Source organism: Ruegeria sp. D6 (assembly GCF_056534365.1).
In genome coordinates this window covers 17,734-40,040 of the sequence record NZ_JBQFPH010000004.1, presented here as the reverse complement: position 1 = coordinate 40,040, position 22,307 = coordinate 17,734, and the positions used below count along the sequence as shown (strand labels likewise).

General features: G+C 57.0%; 25 protein-coding genes. 6 read left to right on the top strand and 19 right to left on the bottom strand.

Translation table 11 applies throughout. The annotated features are described in order from the left end of the window. Positions 1 to 26: 26 nt before the first annotated feature. Genes flgK through ACR0A1_RS14240 form a run of 3 tightly spaced genes read left to right on the top strand, consistent with a single transcriptional unit; the run spans position 27 to position 3,579 of the window. Positions 27 to 1,478: a flagellar hook-associated protein FlgK gene (gene flgK, locus ACR0A1_RS14250; protein ID WP_480753865.1), complete on the top strand. Its 1,452-nt coding sequence runs from the start codon at positions 27 to 29 to the stop codon at positions 1,476 to 1,478. A gap of 2 nt (positions 1,479 to 1,480) precedes the next feature. Beyond that, a complete protein-coding gene (locus ACR0A1_RS14245; RefSeq protein ID WP_480753863.1) occupies positions 1,481 to 2,488 on the top strand; it encodes a flagellin in 1,008 nt (335 codons plus the stop codon). Further along, a complete protein-coding gene (locus tag ACR0A1_RS14240; protein WP_480868059.1) occupies positions 2,485 to 3,579 on the top strand; it encodes a flagellar basal body P-ring protein FlgI in 1,095 nt (364 codons plus the stop codon). Before ACR0A1_RS14245 ends, ACR0A1_RS14240 begins: the two co-directional genes overlap by 4 nt. Before the next feature lie 38 nt (positions 3,580 to 3,617). On the opposite strand, the gene ACR0A1_RS14235 is transcribed toward ACR0A1_RS14240, so the two are convergent. From ACR0A1_RS14235 to ACR0A1_RS14165, 15 genes are all read right to left on the bottom strand, one after another. Then, a complete protein-coding gene (locus ACR0A1_RS14235) occupies positions 3,618 to 4,262 on the bottom strand; it encodes a DUF1523 family protein (protein ID WP_170395244.1) in 645 nt (214 codons plus the stop codon). A 10-nt stretch (positions 4,263 to 4,272) separates the two neighbouring features. Next, positions 4,273 to 4,539: a hypothetical protein gene (locus ACR0A1_RS14230; RefSeq protein WP_170395242.1), complete on the bottom strand. Its 267-nt coding sequence runs from the start codon at positions 4,537 to 4,539 to the stop codon at positions 4,273 to 4,275. Position 4,540: 1 nt separating this feature from the next. Continuing rightward, complete coding sequence (locus ACR0A1_RS14225; protein ID WP_480868056.1) at positions 4,541 to 5,878, bottom strand: DUF6638 family protein; 1,338 nt, start codon at positions 5,876 to 5,878, stop codon at positions 4,541 to 4,543. Positions 5,879 to 6,026: 148 nt separating this feature from the next. After that, entirely contained in the window at positions 6,027 to 6,359 is a 333-nt protein-coding gene (locus ACR0A1_RS14220) for a hypothetical protein (RefSeq protein WP_170408696.1), read from the bottom strand. After that, a complete protein-coding gene (locus ACR0A1_RS14215) occupies positions 6,356 to 8,287 on the bottom strand; it encodes an AAA family ATPase (protein ID WP_480868054.1) in 1,932 nt (643 codons plus the stop codon). Before ACR0A1_RS14215 ends, ACR0A1_RS14220 begins: the two co-directional genes overlap by 4 nt. 55 nt (positions 8,288 to 8,342) lie before the next feature. Then, a complete protein-coding gene (locus ACR0A1_RS14210; RefSeq protein WP_480868053.1) occupies positions 8,343 to 9,461 on the bottom strand; it encodes a hypothetical protein in 1,119 nt (372 codons plus the stop codon). Further along, on the bottom strand, positions 9,454 to 9,831 hold the full coding sequence (locus ACR0A1_RS14205) for a hypothetical protein (RefSeq protein ID WP_480571188.1): 378 nt from the start codon (positions 9,829 to 9,831) through the stop codon (positions 9,454 to 9,456). Before ACR0A1_RS14205 ends, ACR0A1_RS14210 begins: the two co-directional genes overlap by 8 nt. A gap of 20 nt (positions 9,832 to 9,851) precedes the next feature. Next, positions 9,852 to 10,931 carry a hypothetical protein gene (locus ACR0A1_RS14200; protein WP_480707558.1) on the bottom strand — a complete coding sequence of 360 codons (1,080 nt, stop codon included), beginning with the start codon at positions 10,929 to 10,931 and terminating at the stop codon, positions 9,852 to 9,854. Between the two features lie 210 nt (positions 10,932 to 11,141). Continuing rightward, positions 11,142 to 11,573 (bottom strand): hypothetical protein, encoded by a 432-nt coding sequence (locus ACR0A1_RS14195; RefSeq protein WP_170395209.1) that lies wholly within the window; start codon positions 11,571 to 11,573, stop codon positions 11,142 to 11,144. Between the two features lie 223 nt (positions 11,574 to 11,796). Next, a complete protein-coding gene (locus ACR0A1_RS14190) occupies positions 11,797 to 12,264 on the bottom strand; it encodes an Hsp20 family protein (RefSeq protein ID WP_170395206.1) in 468 nt (155 codons plus the stop codon). Positions 12,265 to 12,386: 122 nt separating this feature from the next. Next, positions 12,387 to 13,205 (bottom strand): trypsin-like serine peptidase, encoded by an 819-nt coding sequence (locus ACR0A1_RS14185; protein ID WP_480868050.1) that lies wholly within the window; start codon positions 13,203 to 13,205, stop codon positions 12,387 to 12,389. Then, positions 13,202 to 13,987 carry a trypsin-like serine protease gene (locus ACR0A1_RS14180; RefSeq protein WP_170395202.1) on the bottom strand — a complete coding sequence of 262 codons (786 nt, stop codon included), beginning with the start codon at positions 13,985 to 13,987 and terminating at the stop codon, positions 13,202 to 13,204. The genes ACR0A1_RS14185 and ACR0A1_RS14180 overlap by 4 nt, the downstream gene beginning before the upstream one ends. Positions 13,988 to 14,104: 117 nt before the next feature. Further along, positions 14,105 to 15,418: a glycolate oxidase subunit GlcF gene (gene glcF, locus ACR0A1_RS14175; protein WP_480868047.1), complete on the bottom strand. Its 1,314-nt coding sequence runs from the start codon at positions 15,416 to 15,418 to the stop codon at positions 14,105 to 14,107. A gap of 3 nt (positions 15,419 to 15,421) precedes the next feature. Further along, positions 15,422 to 16,516: an FAD-binding protein gene (locus ACR0A1_RS14170; RefSeq protein ID WP_170423287.1), complete on the bottom strand. Its 1,095-nt coding sequence runs from the start codon at positions 16,514 to 16,516 to the stop codon at positions 15,422 to 15,424. Between the two features lie 50 nt (positions 16,517 to 16,566). Beyond that, complete coding sequence (locus tag ACR0A1_RS14165) at positions 16,567 to 18,006, bottom strand: FAD-linked oxidase C-terminal domain-containing protein (protein ID WP_170423285.1); 1,440 nt, start codon at positions 18,004 to 18,006, stop codon at positions 16,567 to 16,569. An 80-nt stretch (positions 18,007 to 18,086) separates the two neighbouring features. On the opposite strand from ACR0A1_RS14165, the gene ACR0A1_RS14160 reads away from it, so the two are divergent. Both ACR0A1_RS14160 and ACR0A1_RS14155 read left to right on the top strand, forming a co-directional pair. Continuing rightward, entirely contained in the window at positions 18,087 to 18,797 is a 711-nt protein-coding gene (locus tag ACR0A1_RS14160) for a DUF599 domain-containing protein (protein ID WP_170818477.1), read from the top strand. Positions 18,798 to 18,832: 35 nt separating this feature from the next. Beyond that, a complete protein-coding gene (locus tag ACR0A1_RS14155; protein WP_170567471.1) occupies positions 18,833 to 19,180 on the top strand; it encodes a hypothetical protein in 348 nt (115 codons plus the stop codon). A 3-nt stretch (positions 19,181 to 19,183) separates the two neighbouring features. Here the strand turns inward: ACR0A1_RS14155 and ACR0A1_RS14150 are convergent, their stop codons facing one another. The 4 genes from ACR0A1_RS14150 to ACR0A1_RS14135 form a co-directional block, all read right to left on the bottom strand. Continuing rightward, the gene (locus ACR0A1_RS14150) at positions 19,184 to 19,669 is read right to left on the bottom strand and encodes an NAD(P)H-dependent oxidoreductase (RefSeq protein WP_170664335.1); all 486 of its coding nucleotides are present in this window, start codon (positions 19,667 to 19,669) and stop codon (positions 19,184 to 19,186) included. A gap of 1 nt (position 19,670) precedes the next feature. Then, positions 19,671 to 20,141: a 23S rRNA (pseudouridine(1915)-N(3))-methyltransferase RlmH gene (gene rlmH / locus ACR0A1_RS14145; protein ID WP_170515483.1), complete on the bottom strand. Its 471-nt coding sequence runs from the start codon at positions 20,139 to 20,141 to the stop codon at positions 19,671 to 19,673. Positions 20,142 to 20,185: 44 nt separating this feature from the next. Beyond that, positions 20,186 to 20,545 carry a ribosome silencing factor gene (rsfS, locus tag ACR0A1_RS14140; RefSeq protein WP_039541351.1) on the bottom strand — a complete coding sequence of 120 codons (360 nt, stop codon included), beginning with the start codon at positions 20,543 to 20,545 and terminating at the stop codon, positions 20,186 to 20,188. A 164-nt stretch (positions 20,546 to 20,709) separates the two neighbouring features. Continuing rightward, complete coding sequence (locus ACR0A1_RS14135; RefSeq protein ID WP_170408707.1) at positions 20,710 to 22,071, bottom strand: mechanosensitive ion channel domain-containing protein; 1,362 nt, start codon at positions 22,069 to 22,071, stop codon at positions 20,710 to 20,712. 123 nt (positions 22,072 to 22,194) lie between these two features. On the opposite strand from ACR0A1_RS14135, the gene ACR0A1_RS14130 reads away from it, so the two are divergent. Beyond that, entirely contained in the window at positions 22,195 to 22,290 is a 96-nt protein-coding gene (locus ACR0A1_RS14130) for an isopropylmalate isomerase (protein ID WP_260023663.1), read from the top strand. The last annotated feature ends 17 nt before the right edge of the window (positions 22,291 to 22,307 follow it).

Genomic DNA, 22,307 nt, shown 5'->3' with positions numbered 1-22,307 from the left:
ATTGATCAACGAAAGGGATGCGTCCGATGAATATGTCGACAGCACTGAACAACGCTCTGGGCGGGCTGAGCGCAGCCAGCCGTGGTGCGGCGGTGGTTTCAGGAAACATCGCCAACGCGTTGACCCCAGGATATGCCCGCAGATCGCTTGAATTGGCGACCAGCACAGTTTCCGGTAATGGCGTTCGTGTCGTTGGTATCACTCGGCACCAGGATCCGGTACTGATCGCAAACCGCCGTGCGACCGATGCAGACCTGATGGCAGCCAAAACCGTGGCGCAATTTCATTCAGGTTACGAGAAACTGTTGGGGGCAGCCGACGATGCCACTTCGATCTCGGCCAGACTGGCCCAATTCGAAAGCAGCCTGATTACAGCTGCAAGCCTGCCCGGCTCAGCCCAACGGTTGGATCAGGCCGCCCGTGCAGGCGGTACATTGAGCACAGCGCTCAATACAGCGTCCGAAGGGGTGCGGCAAATGCGATCCGATGCGGATCGCACGATAGGCAAACAGGTCGATACGCTGAATCAGACTCTGAAAGACATCGAGAAACTGAATGCTCGTATCCCCGCTGTCCGCAATTCGGGCGGTGATATTGGCGCGCTGTTGGATCATCGTCAGATTCTGGTCGATCAAGTCAACGAGTTGGTGCCTGTCAACGCGATCGCGCGCGATAATGATCAGATTTCCCTTTATTCCGATGGCGGGTTGATCCTGCTGGAAGGAACCGCGGCCGAGTTTTCGTTCTCGACCACAGGCGATACCATGCCGCATATGACCGTTGGCAACGGGTTGCTGTCCGGGCTTGAGATCAACGGCCGACCCGTTCGCGTGAGCGGAGAGTTCGCCCAAATCCGAGGCGGCGCATTGATGGCCCAGTTCTCGGTCCGCGACGAACTGACCGTCGAAGCGCAAGCCGATCTGGACGCCGTCGCCCGCGACCTGATCGAGCGGTTTGAAACCACCGGGTTGGACCCGACCGCTGCCGCGACCGATCCGGGCGTCTTCACGGATGACGGCAGCCGCTTTGATCCGGTTTCTGAAACCGGTCTTGCGTCGCGCATCTCACTAAATGTTGTGGTCGACCCGGATGCAGGGGGTGACAGCTGGAGATTACGCGCGGGTCTGGGGGCATTGACCCCCGGTGCGCCGGGTGATGCCAGCCAGTTGCAAGCTTTTGGGGCCGTTCTGACCGACTCGCGCCCGGCCCCCAGCGTGGGGTTTGGGACAGGCACGATGCGCGCGGCGGAGATCGCCGAGGCGTTGCTTTCCAAAGCCGGGGCAAACGCACACACAGCTGACCAGCGCAGCAGTTTTGCAGCAAACGCGCAGCTGGAGATGCAAAAAGTCGTCGCGGAGCAAGGTGTTGACAGTGACGCGGAACTGCAGCGCTTGATGCAGATCGAGCAAGCCTATGCCGCAAACGCACGCATCGTCGCTGTCGTGGATGAACTGATGGATACCCTGTTGAGGTTATGAACATGACACTGAATTCGATCGGGGATCTGGCCCGCGGCCTTACCCTCAGAACTCGCAGCGCCGAGATCAAATCACAAATCGAAACACTGTCGTATGAGATGTCCACCGGCAAGGTGCAGGATGTCTCGGGCCGTCTGGGTGGTGATTACTCGCACCTACTGGATCTAGATCGCAGCCTGGAACGGTTGGACGCGCTTTCCATCGCCACCGCCGAGGCGCGGCTATTCACGGACGCAATGCAATTGAGCCTGACAACGCTAAGCGGCTCGGTCGCCGAGATGTCAGCGTCGCTGCTATCATTCGGCACGGCGAACCAGACCGTGACACATGAACAAGCATCGGTTCAGGCACGAAATGAGCTCGACACAATGATCTCAGCCCTGAATACGCGGGCGGGAGGGCGCAGCCTGTATTCCGGAACGTCGACTGACGTCTCACCTCTGCCCTCCGCTGAAACATTATTGACAGCGCTGCAGGCCGAATTGATAGGGCTGACCTCCCTAACAGATATCCAACAGGCCGCTGAGGATTGGTTCAACGACCCCGCCGGATTTGATGCGGTGATATATCAAGGTGGTACGGGCACCTTGGCTCCGATGCAGATTTCCGAGAACGAGCGGATCACGCTTCCGATCATTGCGACAGACCCCGCGCTCAAGGACGCTTTGCGCGATGTTGCGGTTGCGGCTCTGGCCACAAATGATGCGCTTGGATGGACGCCTGATCTACGAACCGCAATGTTCACGCAGCTTGGTGTTGAGCTGGCCAATACACAGGATGCGACGGTCAATTTGCGCGCCCAGGTCGGCGCGGCTGAGGCGCGTGTGGAGCAAGCCGCAACGCGCAACGCCGCCGCAAAGACCAGCGCTGAGCATGCGCGCAATGCGTTGATCGCTGCAGATCCCTATGAGACTGCGGCACAGTTGCAAACCGTGCAGTTCCAACTGGAGAGTCTGTATTCCGTGACCGTTCGCAACGCCAACCTGTCACTGGTGAATTTCCTGAGATGAAGATACTCGCATTCCTTTTGATAGTCTTACCGTGCATTGCCAATGCCGGGGCTATACGCCTGAAAGATCTGGTGGATTTCGACGGGGTCCGCGGCAATGATCTGGTTGGCTACGGCCTTGTGGTTGGCCTGAATGGCACCGGTGACGGCTTGCGCAATTCTCCGTTCACCGAAGAGATTATGTCCAACATTCTCGAACGGCTGGGCGTAAACGTGAATGGCGAAGATTTTCGCCCCAAAAACGTCGCCGCCGTATTGGTCACCGCCACCCTACCACCCTTCGCGCGCGTCGGCGGTCAGATTGACGTCACCGTCTCTGCCATCGGAGATTCCAAAGGACTTCTTGGGGGGACATTGATCATGACACCCCTGAATGCAGCAGATGGTCAGATTTATGCCGTGGCGCAAGGGACAGTGCTAGCCGGAGGCGCTGCGGTTGAAGGCGAAGCAGCGTCGGTTGTAAGCGGGGTGCCGACATCGGGCGTCATACCCTCGGGCGCGCGTGTGGAGCGCGAGATCGATTTCCAGCTTGCTGATTTGACTCAATTCAGACTGGCGTTGAGAGAACCGGATTTCACGACTGCAAGCCGCATAGAGGCCGCCATCAATAAGGAATTCAACCGAGCGGTCGCACTCATGCGCGATTCCGGCACTGTGGAGTTGAGCATTGAGGCGACGCGGGCCGTATCAACCGCGCATGCCATTGGACGTATTGAAAACATTCTGGTCGAACCCGAAAGCAAAGCCCGCGTCGTGGTGGATCAAAGATCGGGCACAATTGTCATGGGTCGGGACGTCAGGATTTCACGCGTGGCGGTATCGCAGGGCAACTTGACCCTCACAGTCGAGGAAGCCCCGATTGCTGTTCAGCCAAATCCGTTTGCGCGAGGCGAAACAGTCGTTGTTCCGCGCACCTACGCTGGGATCGAAGAGAAAGAAGGAACGGGGCTTGCAGAAATCCCCGAGGCTACCACCTTGTCCGAAGTGGTCGCCGGGTTGAACGCCTTGGGCGTGTCGCCACGCGATATGATCGACATCCTGAAAACCATCAAGGCTGCCGGGGCGCTTCATGCTGAGTTCATCGTGAGATGAGCAGTCAGACCACAGCGTGCGCCTTTTGGTGTACGGTTTTACTTGGATTTCCAACTGTCCAGCCAGCGGCGAAAGCCCTTGCGCTTTTCATCTATTGCATCACCAGCGGCGTAAAGACCATCTTCCATGTTCTCCAAAACAGGATCGATCTTCTTTTGCCGAAACCGCCGCCATCGAACCCAGATGGCCCAAACCAGCGCAGCAAACACAGTCAGGAAAACAATATTGAACCACGGGATGATGCGGACATCCGGCCCCTCGACATGCCGGATGAAAATTGCGTTGGGAAAAATCGACATGAATTCATTCCGCCAGCCGTAGTGCGTTACGACCACCCAATCGGGGTTATCTTTGGTCGACTTGGCATCGTTGGCCTCGGTGTAAAGGTTCGCAGTGTCGAACTTGAAATAAGGCGGCCAGCCCCAACCGGTGTCTTCGTTGCGATAGACAATCGGCTTCCCGTTGGCGCGTACGGCCTGAATGAACTGTACATCGCGGTTTGACAGGCTGGTGGATTGATCTTCAGGCTCGGACCAGAAGATTCGCGTCCAGTCCGTCAGGTCCTGACGTTCCTCATAGGTGTTGACGATCCGCACCACATCGTGCTGCGGTAGGGAATACTGCAAGATCACGGCGATCGTGCCCCAGAAGATGATAATGAACGCCCATTTCACATAGGCCATGCCTTAACCCTCACATGTAATTCACGATGTAGATCAGCGCGCCAATCGCCACCCAAGGTACAATATAGACACCCAAAATCAGTTTGCGCCGGAATGAGTTGTCGTAGACGTGCAAACCACGCGCAACAAACGCTTCTTTGTTACCGGTTTTGCCCTTTTCGTCCCACCACGTCTCCAACTTTCGCCGCCTAACTCCTCGCGAATAAAAGGACAGCGCGAAATAGGCAATCGTCTGGATCACCAGCAGGATCAGAAACAGGCGCATCGCTCCGAACATCTTAATCTCTCCTGACCGCGCCCCAAGGGCCGACCCGTGCGATCACTGTTTCGCTGACCCGGTCATTGCCGGTCATATCCGGTTCATGACCAAATAGAGCCGCCCGCGCACCAGCCTTGTCCACCTGATACTCGCGGGCAAGGAAGTCGGCAACATAGGCTTTCTTGGTCTCGGGCCAGGTCCTGTAAGTACTATAAAACAATTCCTTGTGGCAGATGAACATCTGCCGCGGATCCAGCGGAGCCAATTCGGTCAACAGCATATTCACCAGATCGCGGTTCGGCGTATCGGCTGCGCGCAATGTGTAGAAATAAGCGGGATGATCCGAGGTGATGCGTGGCCAGCGCCCGCCATCCGTCGCCCAGCGCAACAGTTGCGCGAGGCCGTGATAGGCTTCGGGCAGCCGGTCCGAGTGGTTGCGGGCGAGGCGGCGCATATCGCTGCGATCCAACCCGGTCAGATCGACATCGGCATCTGCTGCGGCAGCAATGGTCAGAAAGTCCATTTTCTGCTGCAGTATCGCAGCAGCATCCACGCCGCGCGCTTTGACAATCGGTTCAACCAGATCGTTGTAGTCCAGAAACTTTGCGATCTGGTTCCGCTGCGACGGGCCAAAGACATATTTGATCGGCATATCGTCAGGCTTTTCGCCCATGCAAATCGCCGCCGGGTGATCCATATCCGGGAACAGGTAGAGCCCGCCAAAGTGTGCCGTCCAGAAATTACGCTGCTCGAATGCGGTGTGGCGCAGGCGAACGGGATTGCGAGTGACGTCGCCGGTTTCCTTGGCCGTTTCGATCATCTTGGCGATCAGCACATCGTCGAACCATGCATCCTCTTCGGTTTTGAAACGTTCGACCATGCCCGCTAGCTGCTGGGCCTTGCGTAGGGTGCCGCCTGCGGTGTCGGCCTCGATCTCGATCTTGCTCAGGTTCAACAGGTCGCGCGGCGTGCTGAGTTTGATGACCGAGTTCACCAGCTCTCCGGCCACCGCATCGGCGGCGGTCAAGGCAAACAGTTGCGCCTCGTTCATATCGATGAATTCGCGCAGGATATCGCGCGAGGTCGAGAATTTGACGCTCAGCAAAGGCGCGCGTTTCTGCTCGGTCGTCAGCAGGATGAACTGCCGGTTTACCCCGTTGGGGTTGAGGTAGAGCTCATCCTCCAGCTCAATCCCCACCTCTGGCGAATAGCCCGAGATATCGACATGGAAATCCGTTAACGCCGTAGTCTTGCCCGTCAGATGCTGCAGCGCGCGGTTATACCGCTCGACCAGAGCCGGGCTGGAGATGTGGATGAGATTGCCGAACATCAGGCCTTTTTCGATGAGGCGGATCATAACAATTGCCTTCCCGCGCAACGGTAGCGATGCGCCCGGCCTGAGGGTGGGTGCGGAACGCGCCCGCCCTGGGGGCCGGGTCGGGCGCGTCGCGGCTGCGCCGCGATATCACTCTCAAACAGAAACCTGTGCTCCAAGAATTCGAAACTCATGCTCGCAGTCCTTTTGCAAATGCAAAAATGATCGCGAAACCAAGGGGTACTGCAATCAACCAGAACTGTAGCTGAAAATAGACCATTACATCTGCGGGATTTGCGTTGCCAACGTCCACGGCAAATCGGTCGACAAAAAAATCCATCAAAGTGTAGCTGGTAAGAATTGCCAGAACAGCGCAAACCGCGCCATATACGAAGAAAGGAAGAAAACATTTCTTTCCGCTTTCTTTAGCCGCACGAGATGTTCGATAGGCTCGGAACCCTATTGGAATAGCAACCACAGTGCTCAGTAGAAGAGGCAGACCTATAGCGATCAAATAATTCACCCCTTCCCCTCCAGATACCGCCGCTTAGCCTCCTCCATCCGACCCATCTCACGCACCGCGTTCTCGATGGCGACCTCGTCGCTCTTGTCGGCATAGCGGAACTCGCTGTCGGCGTAGCGGTTGATTTCCTGCATCACCATCTCAACCGTGATCGGCTGGCGCAGGTCCTCGATCATGGCCTTCTTGGTGTCGTAGTCGCGGAACAGGAACAGGTCGGGGTTTTCCATCCATTCGTCGGGCAGTTCGAAATCCATCGCGCGGACCTTGACCGCGTCGGTGATGTTCTTGATCGCACGACCGGTAAACCGCTCATCCGCTTGCTGAATCGCCTTGAGGTAGGTGCCCAGTTTGGCGATGGTGTCCATCTGGCCGATATCGCCAGAGACCCGGTCGTAGACCTGCAGCAAGGCGTCCTCACGAGGGCGGGAATGGCCTTCGAAACTGGCGGCGACGGCCTTTTTGATCTCCTGCGCGGCATAGGCTTCGTGTTCGCCCAGCGGAATGTCGTGGTTGCGGCCCATCAGCAGGTGCAGGATGTCGATGTAATCCTCGCGCGTTTGCGGCCCGTCCACCAGGAACCGCGCGCCTGCCCGCTGGCGCAGGGCGTCGTCCACATTCTCGGGGTAGTTCGAGAACATGCCAAAGGTGCAGTTGCCGCGCACGACGGTGTTGGCCCCCGCAAAGCTCTCCATCAGCACGGCGGTGATTTCCAGTTGCCCAGCCGAGGACTGCCGGTCGCCGCGCTTGCCTGCCAGTTGGTCGATATCGTCGATGGTGCCGAACCCGATGACCGAGGGGTCGATGATCGTATTGATAAACGCCTTGGCGTTCTGGCCGGACTTGCCCTGATAGCTGTCGATATTGTCGGTACTCAGGTTCTGATAGCGGAACGGATAGCCCGCGTTCTGGCAATAGTCGTTGATCAACCCGGCCATCATCTGGATCAGGGTGGTTTTGCCGGTGCCCGGTTTGCCGTCGCCCATGAAGGTAAAGATGAACCCGCCAAGTTCCGCAAACGGGTTCAGGCGGCGGTCGAAATCATAGGCCATCACCATCTTGGCCAGCTTCATGGCCTGATATTTGGCGATATGGTTGCCGACCACCTCGTTCGGTTTCTTGAACGTCATGGTCAGGGTGGTGGATTTGGCCTTTGATGCCGGTTCGAAGCCCCGGATGGTCAGATCATCTGCCTCGATATGCCAAGCGGCACTCTGGAACGGTGCCAGATGGCCTGCGGACTGGGCGCGTAGAGCTACCTTTTCCAACAGTTGCTCGGCATAGGCGCTGGTGGCCGCGATCAGGTGGGCATCATCGGGGGCGTGTTTGGCAAGGGTCTGGTCCAACTCCCACAGCGCGCCGTGCAAGGCGAGTTGGCCGTTGTCGGTCAGGACCTCTTCGATCTCACCGATATCGACAGTGGTCTCTCCCAGATGCGAGGACATCAAGTACGCCAGCGCATTGCCGAAGGTGTGCGAGGTGATCAGCGCCTCGGCAGTCAGCAGTTCCGAGAATTCGGTCTTTCGCGCGGCGGGCAAATCGCCCGCAAGGTTCGCGCGTTTCAAGTCTGCCAACGGTGTCTGTTCGGCGTAGGCCTCGCTCACCGCCAGAGCGATGGCAACCGCACGGCGGATTGCCTGCTGCGTTGTGGCCTGTGGTGGCGAGACCAGCGCATCGCCATCATCCGAGGCCTCGATCCGTTCGACCAAATGCACCCCGTCTGCGCGCACTGTGCGCCGTGTCACCAAACCCGGCGTGGTGGACCGAAACCTCCGTCCGGTCGACACCCCCGGCGACCGTTCCGTCGACGTCTCCACCGCCTTGGCAATCCGCGGCGCGTGTTCGAACCCATTCAGCAAGGCGGTCGCTGCCGGGTAATGCTTGCGAATATCCGCCTCGCGCAATTCCATCTGATCTGACGTCAAACTCATCTCAAAAACCGCCCTTGCTTCATCTTTTTCAAAAATACTCTCGCCGAAGGCGAAACTAATACCTCAACACCTGTCCGGCCTTGCTGACCACGAACTTGCGCACATCGGCAAAGCCCGGAGGGTTGCGTTCTGCTAGCACCTGAAACGGACGCTGGGGCAGGATGATCGATCGCTGGGTGCGCGTGGCACCGGTTTCGGCCCCCTGCCCTCCGAACGGATCCAAGGCAAAAACCTCGCGTTCGACGGTCGAGAACCATCCGGCCCGCTCTTCGATCACATCTTCGCTTTCCAGCTCTTCCGTGGTCCAGGCCAGCGCCCAGTCCTGACCTTGCGGAGATTGCGCATCCTCCAGCACCTGCCGCAGGGGGCCGGATTGTTCGGTATAGGCTGAGGAATACATTGGCCCCACATGAATGCGGCGCAGGTGTTTGGGGTGCAGGTCGTCGAAATCCTGATCGAACCCTTTGGCTATGGTCACCAGTTTCAACCCGCCCAGAGACTGCGCCATCAGATGCGCCTGCACTTCGGGCCAGCGGCGTTGGTCTTTGGGAAGGGCGGTTTTGCCGCTGTCCTCCAGTTGCATCAGGTAGATCACTGGCAGGTTGATCTGGCTGTCATAGACCGCCCAGTGGATCATGAACTTCCGCCGTTCGCCCTCATTCCCGATCCAGTGGCACTCGGGATCGTTGCGGGCCCAGAACAGCTGACCTTTCAGCAATTCCTCATAGTAGAGCCTTTGTGACAGCGCGAATTGCAGCTTGGTGGGGATTTCCTGATCGCCAATGATCGTACGCACCATGTCAGTTTTTAGGTCATCCTCGGACGGCATATTCGCCAGATGCACCTGCGCCTGCTGCGCGTCATTGGCCATGGTCAGCAGCTCAGCCGCCACCGGAAACCCGCTATCGCGCTTGTCCATGGCGAGGCTGCCAAAGAACCGCCCCGTATCGCGCCCGACCAGCAGGTATTTCATACTGAGCGCCCGGAAGGTGTAGAGCAGCCCCGAGAGGTAGCGTGACACGATCCGCACCTCTTGCTTGCTGATCTCACCCTCAGCCTCCATCGTCGCGGCCACGCGCAGGAGGTGGACGGTGATCACCTCGAATTTGCGGAAATAGCGGCGTGAGGCGAAAGTGTCGGTCAGGCCGACATGGTCTTGGGTGGGGTCAGTCATGCGATTCTTTTGGCTCAAATGGTCCCGCTACTTCTCGATGCAAAAAAGGCCAGAATCCTCTTTCGTTACCTTGGATCATTGGATCGCCAATGAGTTGCTTGCCGAACCAAGCCCCAATTCGAATTCCGAAGGCCCATTCGATCAGGCAGAAGTATTTCCAAGATACCCAAAGAAGTAGCGGGAAGAATACGTTGAACATCCTAACCCAAAGCCATGCGAATATCGGCAGTCCCAACCCAATAGCCGAAACTATCTGAACAAGTTGCCAGTTGGGGGAACCTGCAGATTGATAAGTCACGGAACCTATTACCAGGCATGTTAGCACCGTCAGAAACAGGACCGTCGCAAGCAAAAGAGTCGTTGTTTTCATGGTAACTCCCGACCCTTTCCTCAACCCCCATACAAATTCTTATCATGCTTCTCGACAATCGAGGCGAACCGGCGGGCAAAACGCTCATCGGCCTTGGCTTTTTTCTCCAGCACGTCGCGGGCGAAGACCATGTGGTCCTCATGCGCCTCAAGCATGTCGGCCATTTTCTGGTTGGTCGCGGTGCCGATAGCGGCCATCGCCGTCTGCGCCTCTTGGTCCGTCTGTACGCCAATCTCGTTGATGCGGTGGGCCACGTCCTGCTGCTGCGCGGTTTTCAGCGATTTGGTCAGGGCATCATACAGCACCACGCGCTGTTGCGTATCTGTCTGCAGCTTGTTGATCAGCACCATCTGCGTCGCCGCCTGGTTCTGGAGTGAATCGACCCAGGTTTTACCCTTTTCGATATAGCGTTCCAGCGTCTGGGATTTGGCCAGCTTGACCTGCTCTTCCTGAACCTTGGCGTTGTATTGCTTATTCAGGTCAGCCAGTTCGGTTTCCAACTGAGTCCGCGCGGCGGCATCCTGTTCGACGCTGATCTTGTTTTCCAGCGTGATGATCGCCGGGTCCATGCCCTGAATCTCTGCCCGCAAAGCCTCCAGTTCGGCCACGGTCGCCTCGCGGTCGTCCAGCGTGACGGTCAGGTTGTCCTCGACCTTGACGCGCTGTTCTTCCAGCACGGCCAACTGCCCTTCAAGCAGTTTGACGATCACATCCGATTTAGCGATCAGGTCCTGTAGCTTGTCGTCGATATTGGCGGTGCGCATGCGTTCCTGCCGCATGGACTCGGATTTGGCCTTGGCGAAGATGCCGACAAACGACTCCCACCCGGTTTTCGAACGCATTTCGTCGAAATCCTTGGAAAACGCGTTGGTCACGTCGTCGAGCCCCATGATCAGCTCAGCGATGTTGGCGTTCATCACCTCGGTATGGGCGTGCACATCTTCCAAAGTGGCATTTTCAATGTCGATATCTGCCTCTGCGGTTCCGATCTTGGCACGCGCCGCTTCGATCCGTGAGGTCAAGCCTTCAATCTGCGACTGGCTTTCGCGGACTTTCTGTTGCGTCTCTTGAATCAATGCTTCGAATTGCTGGTTCGACATCTGCTATCCCTATTCTTTTTATCATCCAATGACATAGGGAATGTTATGGCAATTTACATCCCCTTGGGTCTCCAAATCACCAAGACTGTGACAAACTCGACGCTAAAAAGATAGACGCAGAGACAAGGCCGAGACACATTGCCCGCTGGTTTTCAGAAGGGAAAATAGAAGCTCTTGGATTTCTTAAGTTGAAGCTGCCGATGGGTAAGCTCAGTAGTTCGAATACCGGAAATTGACCACAGCATCATCTTGAATAGCGCAATGGGCTTTTATGTGGCTCCGAGCATCATTGCTGTCCTTTGAGCGCGCGACCTCCAAATCAATCAGATCGATGCCATCAGAATTTGTCGTATAGGAAAGCGTCCGCTCAAAATCGACGGCATAGTAGCCTTGATTGCTCATGGCGGTGTGGGTCCGATGCATACAAAGCCCGATCGCATTCTCCTCGGGCGAAACGTGCGGGTGCTTCTGGTATTTTGATCCGTGCTTGTGATGGTGTTTGGCGATCGACGCTCCCAGCACACCCAACGCGACCCCAGCGATAAGCGCTCCTGTATCATTGGCACGGGTTGATGTCGCGGTCAGTGTGGTCGATGCAACAACGGCACAGACTATAGCGGCAAAAACGGATTTCATTCGCATCTATTTCGTCTCCCTCTGTAGGCAGTGAACAAAATTCAGTTCATTGAAGTGTTCCAGAAGAGACTAGCCTGACGACCTAAACTATTGCCAGATTTTCGTGAAAACGTGTTGCCCACCATGTCCGTGTTGCGATGGATACAACTTCGCCCCGCGCCTGGAGGAACGCGGGGCGTGTGGTGCGACAATCCAGAGAGGCGGGACTGTCGCTAAGTGATCAACGGCCTCAGTTCACGGCTTTGGCGTCAACCACGTCCTTTTCAATGGCCTTGCCAGACGAAATTTCGATCCGGCGCGGCTTCAGGGCTTCTGGCACTTCGCGCTTCAGATCGATGTTCAGCATGCCGTTCTCATGGCTCGCGCCGGTAACGCGAACGTGGTCGGCCAGAGCAAAGCGGCGCTCGAACGCGCGGGTGGCGATGCCACGGTGCAGGTAGCTGCGCTCTTTTTCGTCCGAAGCTTTCTTGCCGGAAACCACCAGAGAATTTTCCTTTACCTCAACCGACAGATCGGCCTCGGAAAACCCGGCAACAGCGACCGAAATGCGGTAGGTATCAGCATCGGTCTTTTCGATGTTGTAAGGGGGATAGCTGGGCTGAGCCACGTCATTGGTCAAAACCCGGTCCATCATGTCTGCAATCTGGTCGAAACCGATGGTTGCGCGGTGAAGTGGTGCGAAGTCAAATGTACGCATGTCGTATCCTCATCTTTGAGCGATTCACTAAATTGCCCTCCGAAATGGACGGGCGGTGATTTATGCCGGACCCCAGCTTTGGCGATCCGGTAGAACTCAGATGGGAAGTAAAAGGACCGGGTTCAAGACCCGCCCGCGCTGAGGAATTTAGCACCCGAACTGGACTTGGCTGAACCCGGCTGCAATCTGCGGATTGTTGCCGTTGGTCGGGGCGCTTCGCGACGTAAAATCGCCTTGAGTTCCGAGACAATCCCCGACAGCTCCATCCCGTAGCCGATCTTGCGTTGACCATCCGATGCGCCCGCCGAAACAACCGACAGGATCTGCCAACGCGGGCCTTTTTTTGCTAAAATAGCGGAGCCCGACGAGCCGAATGTAATATCGCAATCAAAGCTGATCAGCCCCTGCCCGCGTTGCAGGATGCGGCAAGAGCGTTGGCGCGTGATCGCCTCGGCCCGACCGCGACCATACGAGGCGACGCTGATTTCGCTGTCGCTGACGCGACCGCTGTGCAACGCGAACGGATCAGCAATCGAATAGGGAATCGGCTGTTCCAGCCGCATTAGAGCCACATCAATTCGAACACGTGACGCCGATACCGGCGCATTGGCAACAAAATCGGGATGGGTCGCAATCTGGATGACCTTGCGATCCGCAAGCGCCTGACCGTCGCTCAAACCGGCGCGAAAGGTCAATTCACCGGGGGCATAGGGTTTTCCGGTGGCCTTGCTCACAGCGCAATGCGCCGCTGTCAGCACAATGTCCTTTGCGATCAAAGTACCGGTGCAAAAGCCCTGATCGCCGATATCCAGACGTCCGACCGCCTCCCACCCATACAGATCATCGCGATCCGTCAGTCGGCGCTTGCCGCTGGTCTGGGCCTGCGCGGCAGTTACGAGAATAGAAACAAGCAAGGTGATACTTAGAAAAACACGCATCATGGCTTAATGAACTTTGCTCCGAGGTTTTTGGTGTTGTTGTCCAATGTGGCGTTCATACCCCGCCCCTGCGAAAGCTCGGCCCGCAACAATTCCAGCGATTCATCCAAGGCGGTGCCCAGCGCAACGCGTTGACCCTGCAATTCGGCCTTCGCTGCAACCACCGACACAATGCGTGGCCGCTCGCCGTCAAACGAAAAGATCGGCGCACCGGATGCCCCGAAATCCACGTTGCAGGACATAACCAGAATTCCAGCCTGTCGCCCAATGACGGAACAGACTTCCTGCAGTGCTGGCGCTTCGGCGCGGTCATGCGCGTACGAGACAACCCCCACCTCTTGACCGCGGGCAGGACGACGTCCGGTTTCGAAAGGAATGACCGAGGTGTTGCGGATCGGCTGCCACAGCTCGATCAGCGCAATATCATGACGCACCCGCGTTGCAGAAACATTGCCTTCATAAACATAGTCGGGGTGAACCACTGTTCGACGCGCCGGGCGATAAGCCGAGGCGGAACCAAGGCGCCAACCGGCAAGAAACTCGATCCGGGCCGGATTAATTCGCTGTTTAGTGGTCTTGTCGTACAGACAATGCGCAGCCGTCAGTACCAGAGTCGGAGATATCAGCGATCCGGTACAAAACCCGGTGCCGTCGATATCCAGCCGACCAACCGCCATCCACTCGCGCCCAGCATCGGTGGTTTCCAGGCTCCTAAGCCCAGTATCCTGCGCCTGTCCTGCCAAGGGCAGCAAGCTGAAGACAATAGCCGTGATCCAGTTGCGCACGCGGGTCTCCGGTCATGGGGTCCGACCAAGATTCGTATGCCGTTGGTGCGGCGAAAATAGGGCAATTGCCACTTGGATGAAATTCAACCGGACCTGATGCGCGGGTGCAGCAATCGATCAGCGCAGTTGGGGTACCCCAGCCATGCCGTCGCGCAATGCGCGCGGTTCCGGCCCTCCGGTGGCCCAGTCCAGCAGCTCGACTGTGTGGACAACGGGCGTGTCAGTCCCAGAGCCGATCTGCATCATGCATCCGATGTTACCTGCCGCGATAACATCAGGATTCCTGGCCTCAAGCGTGCGCACTTTTCGTTGTTTCAACTGACCCGAAATCTCAGGCTGCATCAGGTTGTAGGTTCCTGCACTGCCACAGCACAAATGACTATCTTTAGGCTCTAACACTGTGAATCCAGCAGATTTCAGCAGGTTCTTGGGATAAGAGGTAACCTTTTGCCCATGCTGCAATGAACACGCCGCGTGGTAGGCAACAACCAGTTCTTTCTTGTCGCTGTCCGGCATCTCCAGCTGCACCAAAAGCTCACTGATATCCATCGCCAGGGCGGATACACGCCCCGCATCCGCCGCCAGCGGATCACTGCGGAACATGTGCCCATAATCTTTGACCGTGGTCCCACACCCCGAGGTGTTGATCACGATCGCGTCCAGACCATCACCATCCATTTCGCGTGTCCAGGCCCGGATATTGGCTGCAGCAGACGCATGGCTTTCACCGGTTTTACCCATGTGATGGGTCAACGCGCCACAACAGCTGGCACCTTCGGCGACAACGACCTCGCAGCCCAATCGGGTCAGCAGGCGAATCGTCGCGTCGTTGATGTCAGTGTTGAGCGCTTTTTGCGCACAGCCCGTCATCAGGGCTACGCGTTTTTTCTTAGCGCCTTTTGCTGCAAAGCTCTGAGGGTCATCATTGCGACTAACTGGCGGAATATATCTCGGCGCCATGTCCAGCATCGCCTTCAGCCGGGCATCCGGCATCAGAAACCGGAACGGACGACCCAGCTTTGCCCCGATCAGAGCCCAGCGAAAGCGTGTCGGATAGGGCAGAATTCTGGCCAATATCCAGCGCAGAGCCTGATCCGAGAACGGGCGCTTGTAGTTGTCTTCGATATATTCCCGTGCGTGGTCCACGAGGTGCATGTAATGCACGCCCGAGGGGCACGTGGTCATGCAGGCGAGGCAGGATAGGCAGCGATCGATATGCTTGACAGTCTTTTCGTCCGGAACACGCTCATTCTCCAACATGTCCTTGATCAGATAGATGCGCCCGCGTGGGCTGTCTAACTCATCGCCTAGCACCTGATAAGTCGGGCAGGTTGCTGTACAGAAACCACAGTGAACACAATTTCGGAGTATCTCGTTGGATCGCTGAATCGCTGGGTCTTGCAACTGCTTTTCGGTAAATTTCGTCTGCATCGCCTACCCCATCAGACCCGGATTGAACACGTTCCGAGGGTCAAATCTCTTCCGAATTGCCTTTGTTAGAGCCCGAATCTGCGTGCTCTCTGGTTGGAACCGCCCAAATTCAACGATGGTGTCAGCCTCTGCACGTACCAGCGTTGCATGTCCTTCAAAGTGACCCAGTCGTGCACGCAGATCGGTGCCCTTTGGCACCAATACCCAGATCAAGCCCCCGCCCCAGTCAAATAGGGTTCGATCCGCGTCGATCCGTTCTGCAAGGCTGGCTGCATCGCCGGGTTTCACCGATAAGCGCCAGACATCACCTTCCAGATCCTGAAACGCACGCAGATCACGCAGATCGACCCAGCGGTTCCTCGAATTCTCTAACTCGGTGCATTCGCCCCCAAGGATTTCGCGCAATCGACCTACCCGATAGGCAACAGAGTCGGCAAATCCTTCGATCCGCAACAGCGCCTGCCCATCCAGTGGATCATAGGCTGCGCTGCTCACCTCGAAGGGGGATTTCAGGGCAGTGGACATGAGATCAACTGCGGTTCCTACATCAGCGGCCCCGACTGCCAGAGTGGTCTCGATCTCAGGTCTAGGCAGCACTTTCAGCGAGACCTCTGACAGCACCCCTAGCGTGCCCCAGGAACCCGCCATGAGCTTGACCAGATCGTAACCGGTGACGTTCTTCATCACCCGCCCGCCATTCTTGATCACCTGCCCCAACCCGTCGACATAACGTACGCCCAACAGGAAATCCCGGCACGCGCCCGCCTGAATTCGACGCGGCCCCGAGATGTTGGCCGCGACAACACCGCCGATTGTCGGTTCCCCCGTGGTGCCCAGCAAACCGCGATGATCCATCGGTTCGAACGCCAGTTGCTGACCCTCGGCCTCCAAAGCCGCCTCGATCTCAGTCACTGGAGTCCCGGCATGTGCGACCAGAGTCAATGCGCCCGGCTCATACTGTGTGATTCCGTGCAGTCCCGATAGGTTCAGCACAGGCTCGGGCCCATCAAGGCCGCGTGTGCCGCCTCCGGCAATATGCACTGGGCCATCCAGGCCGGCAACGATGTCCGCAAGTTCAGCCTCGGTTTCAGGTGTCATGGCACTTCATCTTTTCGAATATACTCTGGGTATTGATGGGGAAGGCTCATCTATTCCGCGGCCATCCTGCGCGTGGCAGACGCCTTTAGCGGAAACACCTTGGCTGGGTTCAACAGCCAATTCGGATCAAACACATCTTTCACCGCCATCTGCGCCTCAAGATCCTGTGGTTCATATTGGTGTGTCATCAGATCACGCTTTTCGATGCCGACCCCATGCTCACCAGTCAGGCAGCCTCCCGCATCAACGCAAAGCTTCAGGATGTCCGCCCCGAACGCTTCACATTTCTCAAGATCGCCGGGTTTGTTGGCGTCAAACAGGATCAAGGGGTGCATGTTGCCGTCACCGGCATGGAACACATTGCCGACTGGCAGGCCATAGTCTTTGCTCAGCTCCCCGATCCGGCGCAGGACGAAGGGTAGCGATGAGACCGGGATCGTCCCATCCAGACACATATAATCGTTGATTTGCCCCATCGCGCCAAAGGCCGATTTCCGCCCCAGCCAGATACGGGCGCTTTCATCAGCCGATTGGCTTTCTCGCAGCTCAACCGGATTATGCCGCTTGGCGATCTCGATAATCTTCGACAACTGGCTATCGATCTCTGCCTCTGATCCTTCAACTTCGACGATCAGCAACGCCTCGCAATCAGGATAACCCGCTTGGGCGAAATTCTCGCAGGCTCGAATACAAAGGCGGTCCATGAACTCGATCGCGACAGGCAATATGCCCGATTTGATTATGTCAGAGACGCATTGACCGGCCACTTCATTATCGTCAAAGCCCATCAGAACGGGCCGCGCGCCCTCAGGTTTGCGCAGGATGCGCAACGTTGCTTCAGTTACGACACCCAATTGCCCTTCGGATCCGCAGATAACACCCAACAGGTCCAACCCGCCTGCATCCAGATAAGCACCTCCAATTTCGACCACGCTGCCATCCATCATGACCATAGTCACACCCATCAGATTGTTGGTCGTCACCCCGTATTTCAGGCAATGCGCCCCGCCCGAATTCATCGCGATATTTCCGGCAATGGCGCAGGCAAGCTGGGATGAGGGATCGGGGGCGTAAAAGAAATCCTCTTCTTCAACGGCACCGGTTACACTCAGGTTGGTTCGGCCGGATTGCACCTTGATAAACCTGTTGTCGTAATCGATTTCCAGAACTTCGTTCATCCGTGCAACGCCTAGAATCACACAATCTGCCGTCGGCAGGGCACCACCCGCCAATGACGTGCCCGCGCCGCGCGGTACAACCGGCACACCCAGTTCATGGCAAATGCGCAAGACATCTGAAACCTGCTGCGTGGTCGAAGGCAGTACAGCCAGCATTGGCGGGCATTTATAGGCGGTCAGCGCATCACATTCATAAGCCCTGGTCTCGGCCTCTTCATGGATAACAGCATCCTTCGGCAGCACTTGCTGTAGTCGCGCAACCAATGCCTGCTTGCGTGCTAAGACATCCGGATTTGGCTTGGGCATTTCCATCGCTGATCCTCCATTTGGTAAAATTATATTACCAATTTTATCGACTGGCAAGTTGCCGAATCCAACAATAGTGTCGCGGCATGACCTGGATCGACCGCACATTACTGTTTTCCTCGCTGGACTATGCAGCCGTTTTGCTATTGTTCGCGACATGGCTGGGGATTGGGTGGAGGATCGAAAATCCGTCCTCTCAGAAACCATCGGTTTCATTGATGATGGATGATTTTCGCAAGGTCTGGATGCGTGAAATGGTGACGCGCCAGCCGCGTGTGTTCGATGCACAAGTGATCTCGGCCATGCGTCAGGGCAGCACGTTCTTCGCTTCGACAATCATGATTGCAATAGGCGGCGGCTTGGCATTGCTTGGCAATACCGAACGCCTTGCTGGGGTTGCTGAAGATCTTGCCATCGGCCGTGCGCCTGCCATGGTTTGGGAAATCAAGATACTGATTATTCTGCTTTTTCTGTCGAACGCTTTTCTGAAATTTGTCTGGTCGCATCGCCTGTTTGGGTATTGCGCAATCCTGATGGCCGCTGTTCCAAATGATCCCGATGATCCACAGGCCTATCCACGCGCCACACAATCCGCTGATATCTGCATCACGGCGGCTCGTAGTTTCAATCGCGCGTTGCGGGCGACATATTTTGCGTTGGCTTCAATTGCATGGATACTTGGACCGGTAGCCTTGTTCCTAAGCTCAATCGTCACATTCGGTGTGCTCTATCGTCGCGAATTCGCCTCGCATTCACGCACCGTAATCATGACTGCGCCACCAAACACAGAGTCGTGATCGCAATGCCATGCGCGAGAGCATAGTTTGACCCCATGCGATATCTGATTCTCAGCGCCTTACTGGCCAGCCCCGCATTCGCCGACCCTCCGACGGTCGAACAGGTTTCAGCCCAATCAAATGGGGATACCTGGCGGTTCGACGTCACGATCCGCCACTCCGACACCGGATGGGATGACTATGCCGACGGCTGGCGTGTTCTGGATATGCAGGGGAACGAGCTGGGGATGCGTGTGCTGCATCACCCTCATGTCGATGAGCAGCCCTTTACACGGTCACTTGGCGGGGTGGTTCTCCCGGACGGGACCACGCAGGTGCAAATTCAGGCGCGCGACAATGTCGGTGGTTGGAGCGAAGACACGACCGTGGTCGATCTGAACTGACCCTCAGAACACCCCGAGGCTGAGACCTGCGGCCAAGGCCGCTCCAACCTCACGACAGTTTTCAAGTTGTTCTTCGGGAATGATCTTTTCGGCCAAGATCGCCTTGGGTGTTTGCGCATGAGTGCAGATGATCAGGGGCGGTTGCACCTCTTTCAACCGCCACCCCGTTGCGATCCGTGCCATCTGTCGCGCGGCATTCTCACCATCTGATCCGGCGCAGACCATCTGCGCATATGGTCGACCTTCGATCTGACCCAGCACCGGATAATAGCAGCGGTCAAAGAACTCTTTCATCAGCCCAGAGATCGCGGCCAGGTTCTCGGGCGCGCAGAAGATATAGCCATCGGAGGCCAGCAAGTCGTTCGGACCGGCCTGATCGGCGGTTTTCAGGATGGTGTTCGCTTCATCCCGCGCTGCTTCGGCTGCGGCTTCAGCCATTTGCCGGGTGCCGCCGGTGCGCGAGTGGTAGACGATCAATAGCTGCGCCATGTCAGACCCGGTGATAAGGGCCGCCTGAAAGGATGGTCGCGGCCCGGTAAAGTTGCTCGGCCAGCATCACACGGACCAACATATGGGGCCAGACCATTGACCCAAAGGATAGGGAAAAATCAGCCTCCGCCCGCAGATTAGGGTCTATTCCGTCCGCTCCGCCGATGATCAGCGCCAGATCCTGTCGGCCCGCGTCGCGCCATCCACCCAGCTTTTTTGCAAAATCAGGCGAGGACAACACCCGTCCGCGCTCATCTAGCGTACAGATCACCACACCCTTGGGCAGCGCCTTGCGCAGCAGGGCCGCCTCGGCCCCCATGCCTGCGTTTTTCTTGTCTTCGACCTCGATCACCTTCGCAGGACCAAGGCCCAGCGCGCGGCCGGTCCTGTCAAATCGGGTCAGGTAGTCGTCAAGCAGGGATTTCTCCGGTCCGGCGCGCAATCGCCCAACCGCAACGATGCTGATACGCATGTCTCTCTCGCCTCCGGCCCCTCAATACAGGCCGGGATGGCGCCTCAATTCGCCGAGGCGCTGCCGCCCTGAGGCAGCCACATCTTTTCCAGCTGATAGAATTCACGCACTTCGGGGCGGAAGATATGAACGACCACGTCGCCCGTATCGATCAGCACCCAGTCGCCGGCATCCTTGCCTTCGACCTTCGAGGTGAAACCGAATTCCTGCTTGATGCGATCCGTCAGCTTTTCCGCCATGGCCGAGACCTGACGGGTCGACCGACCCGAGGCAATCACCATGTGATCCGCAACAGAAGACTTACCTTGCAGGTTGATCTGCACGACGTCTTCGGCCTTGTCATCGGAAAGTGAGGAAAGGATACGTTCAAGCAGCTTGTCGCTGATTGACTGAGAGTGGGCCATTACACCGGCCCCATCATCGGCGGGCAAACCCGCCTGTGTATGTAGAGACAGGACATAGTCCTCCTTTGCTGCGCGCCGCCAAACCCCGGCGCCGGGGTACTAATAAGGTAACAAGGGGATTGCAACATTTCAATGAAAGGGCCGACGCTGCGCCCCACATCCAGTCACTCTTTGGCGAGATGTTGCACCTCGGCGTCGGCCTCCGGGCCGCCCAATACGCGGATTTCACGCTGCGGGAACGGAAGCGAGATGTCTTCGACCTTGAACGCATCCCACAGCGCCAGGAAGACATTGCCCCGAATGTTTGTCAGACCCTTGTTCGGATCACTGATCCAGAAGCGCAACACATAGTCCACGCTGCTGTCACCGAAACCAGTGATATGGCAGACAGGTTCATGTTTGCCTCCACTCAGCACTCGACCAACCGTCTTGACGGCACGGATCGCTGTCGCGCGGACTTTGTGCGGGTCGTCGTCGTAGCTGGTGCCGAAATCAAGATCCAACCGCACGAAACGGTCGGAATGCGACCAGTTCACCACCTGATTGGTAATCAGATCTTCGTTCGGAATCAGGTATTCCCGGCCATCCCGCGTAACCACCGAGACATAGCGCGCGCCCAGCGCGTTGATCCAACCGAATGTATCCCCCAGTGATATCACGTCTCCGGGCTTTATCGACCGGTCCATCAGGATGATGATGCCCGAGATCAGATTCGAGACCACCTTTTGCAGGCCAAACCCGATCCCGACGCCAATGGCCCCGGACAGCAACGCTATGCCAGTCAGATCAAACCCGAGGGTGCGGATCGCCGCCATGAACACCGCCCCGTAGAGCAGCACCTGAATACCCTTGGCCAGAAGAACCTGCATCGATGGTGTTATGTCTTGATTGTTCGTTAGGCCGCGCTCAGCCGCGCGTGTGCCGACACGCGCCAAAGTCAGCAGGACGCCAATCAGCAGTACAGCCTTGATGATGCCCAGCGCCGAGATATGAAGATCACCGATTGAAATGGCGACGCCATCCAGGAAACCGGCTACATCATCCGTCAGGTTCAAAGCAATCAGCGTGGCATAGACCCACATAGACCATTTAAATATTTGTCGCAGCGTTCGGTTTCTCACCAATCGCGAAACCAACGCGATGGCCAGCCATGCAACAGCCAGCGTTGCGAAGACACCAAGTATATAGCTCCGCGACGGCCATGTGACCTGTTGCATCACCAGATAAAGCCCACCAGACAGCAACACAAAATAGACCAACGTCAGACGGCGCATCAGTTGTATCAATATCCGCAGACGCCATTTCGGCCATCCCACCCGAGCCCTCGCCCAGGTTTCCCATCGGCCCTGCGTCAGCAGTTTCAGCAAGAATGAGATTGCCCAGAGAAACAGGATGATGATGAGTTGATACTGCCGCCATCCTGGGGTGACGATCAACTCGACCAGACCTTCAATTTGCGAGGAAAACGCCGCCGTCATGTTGGCGTAAAGCTCCGAGAGCGTCTCCGGTAGTAAATCCTGGTTCATTCACCTCTCCTGCAGGTCAGCTTGGACAGCGATGCTGGATGATGCAAGCCCGCAGTGAGACGGTTGGGATTGAACCTTGATTGACACGTATGCCCGTTATATCTGGTGCGTATGAGACTCAATGTGGCCCAAGAACAGAATCTGGAAGATCGCGCGCGTCTGCGTGAACGGTTCTTTGGGGCTGCCCGCACGGTCTTGGCCCGCCTATCGGCGGCCTAAGCCAACTCGCCAGCTAT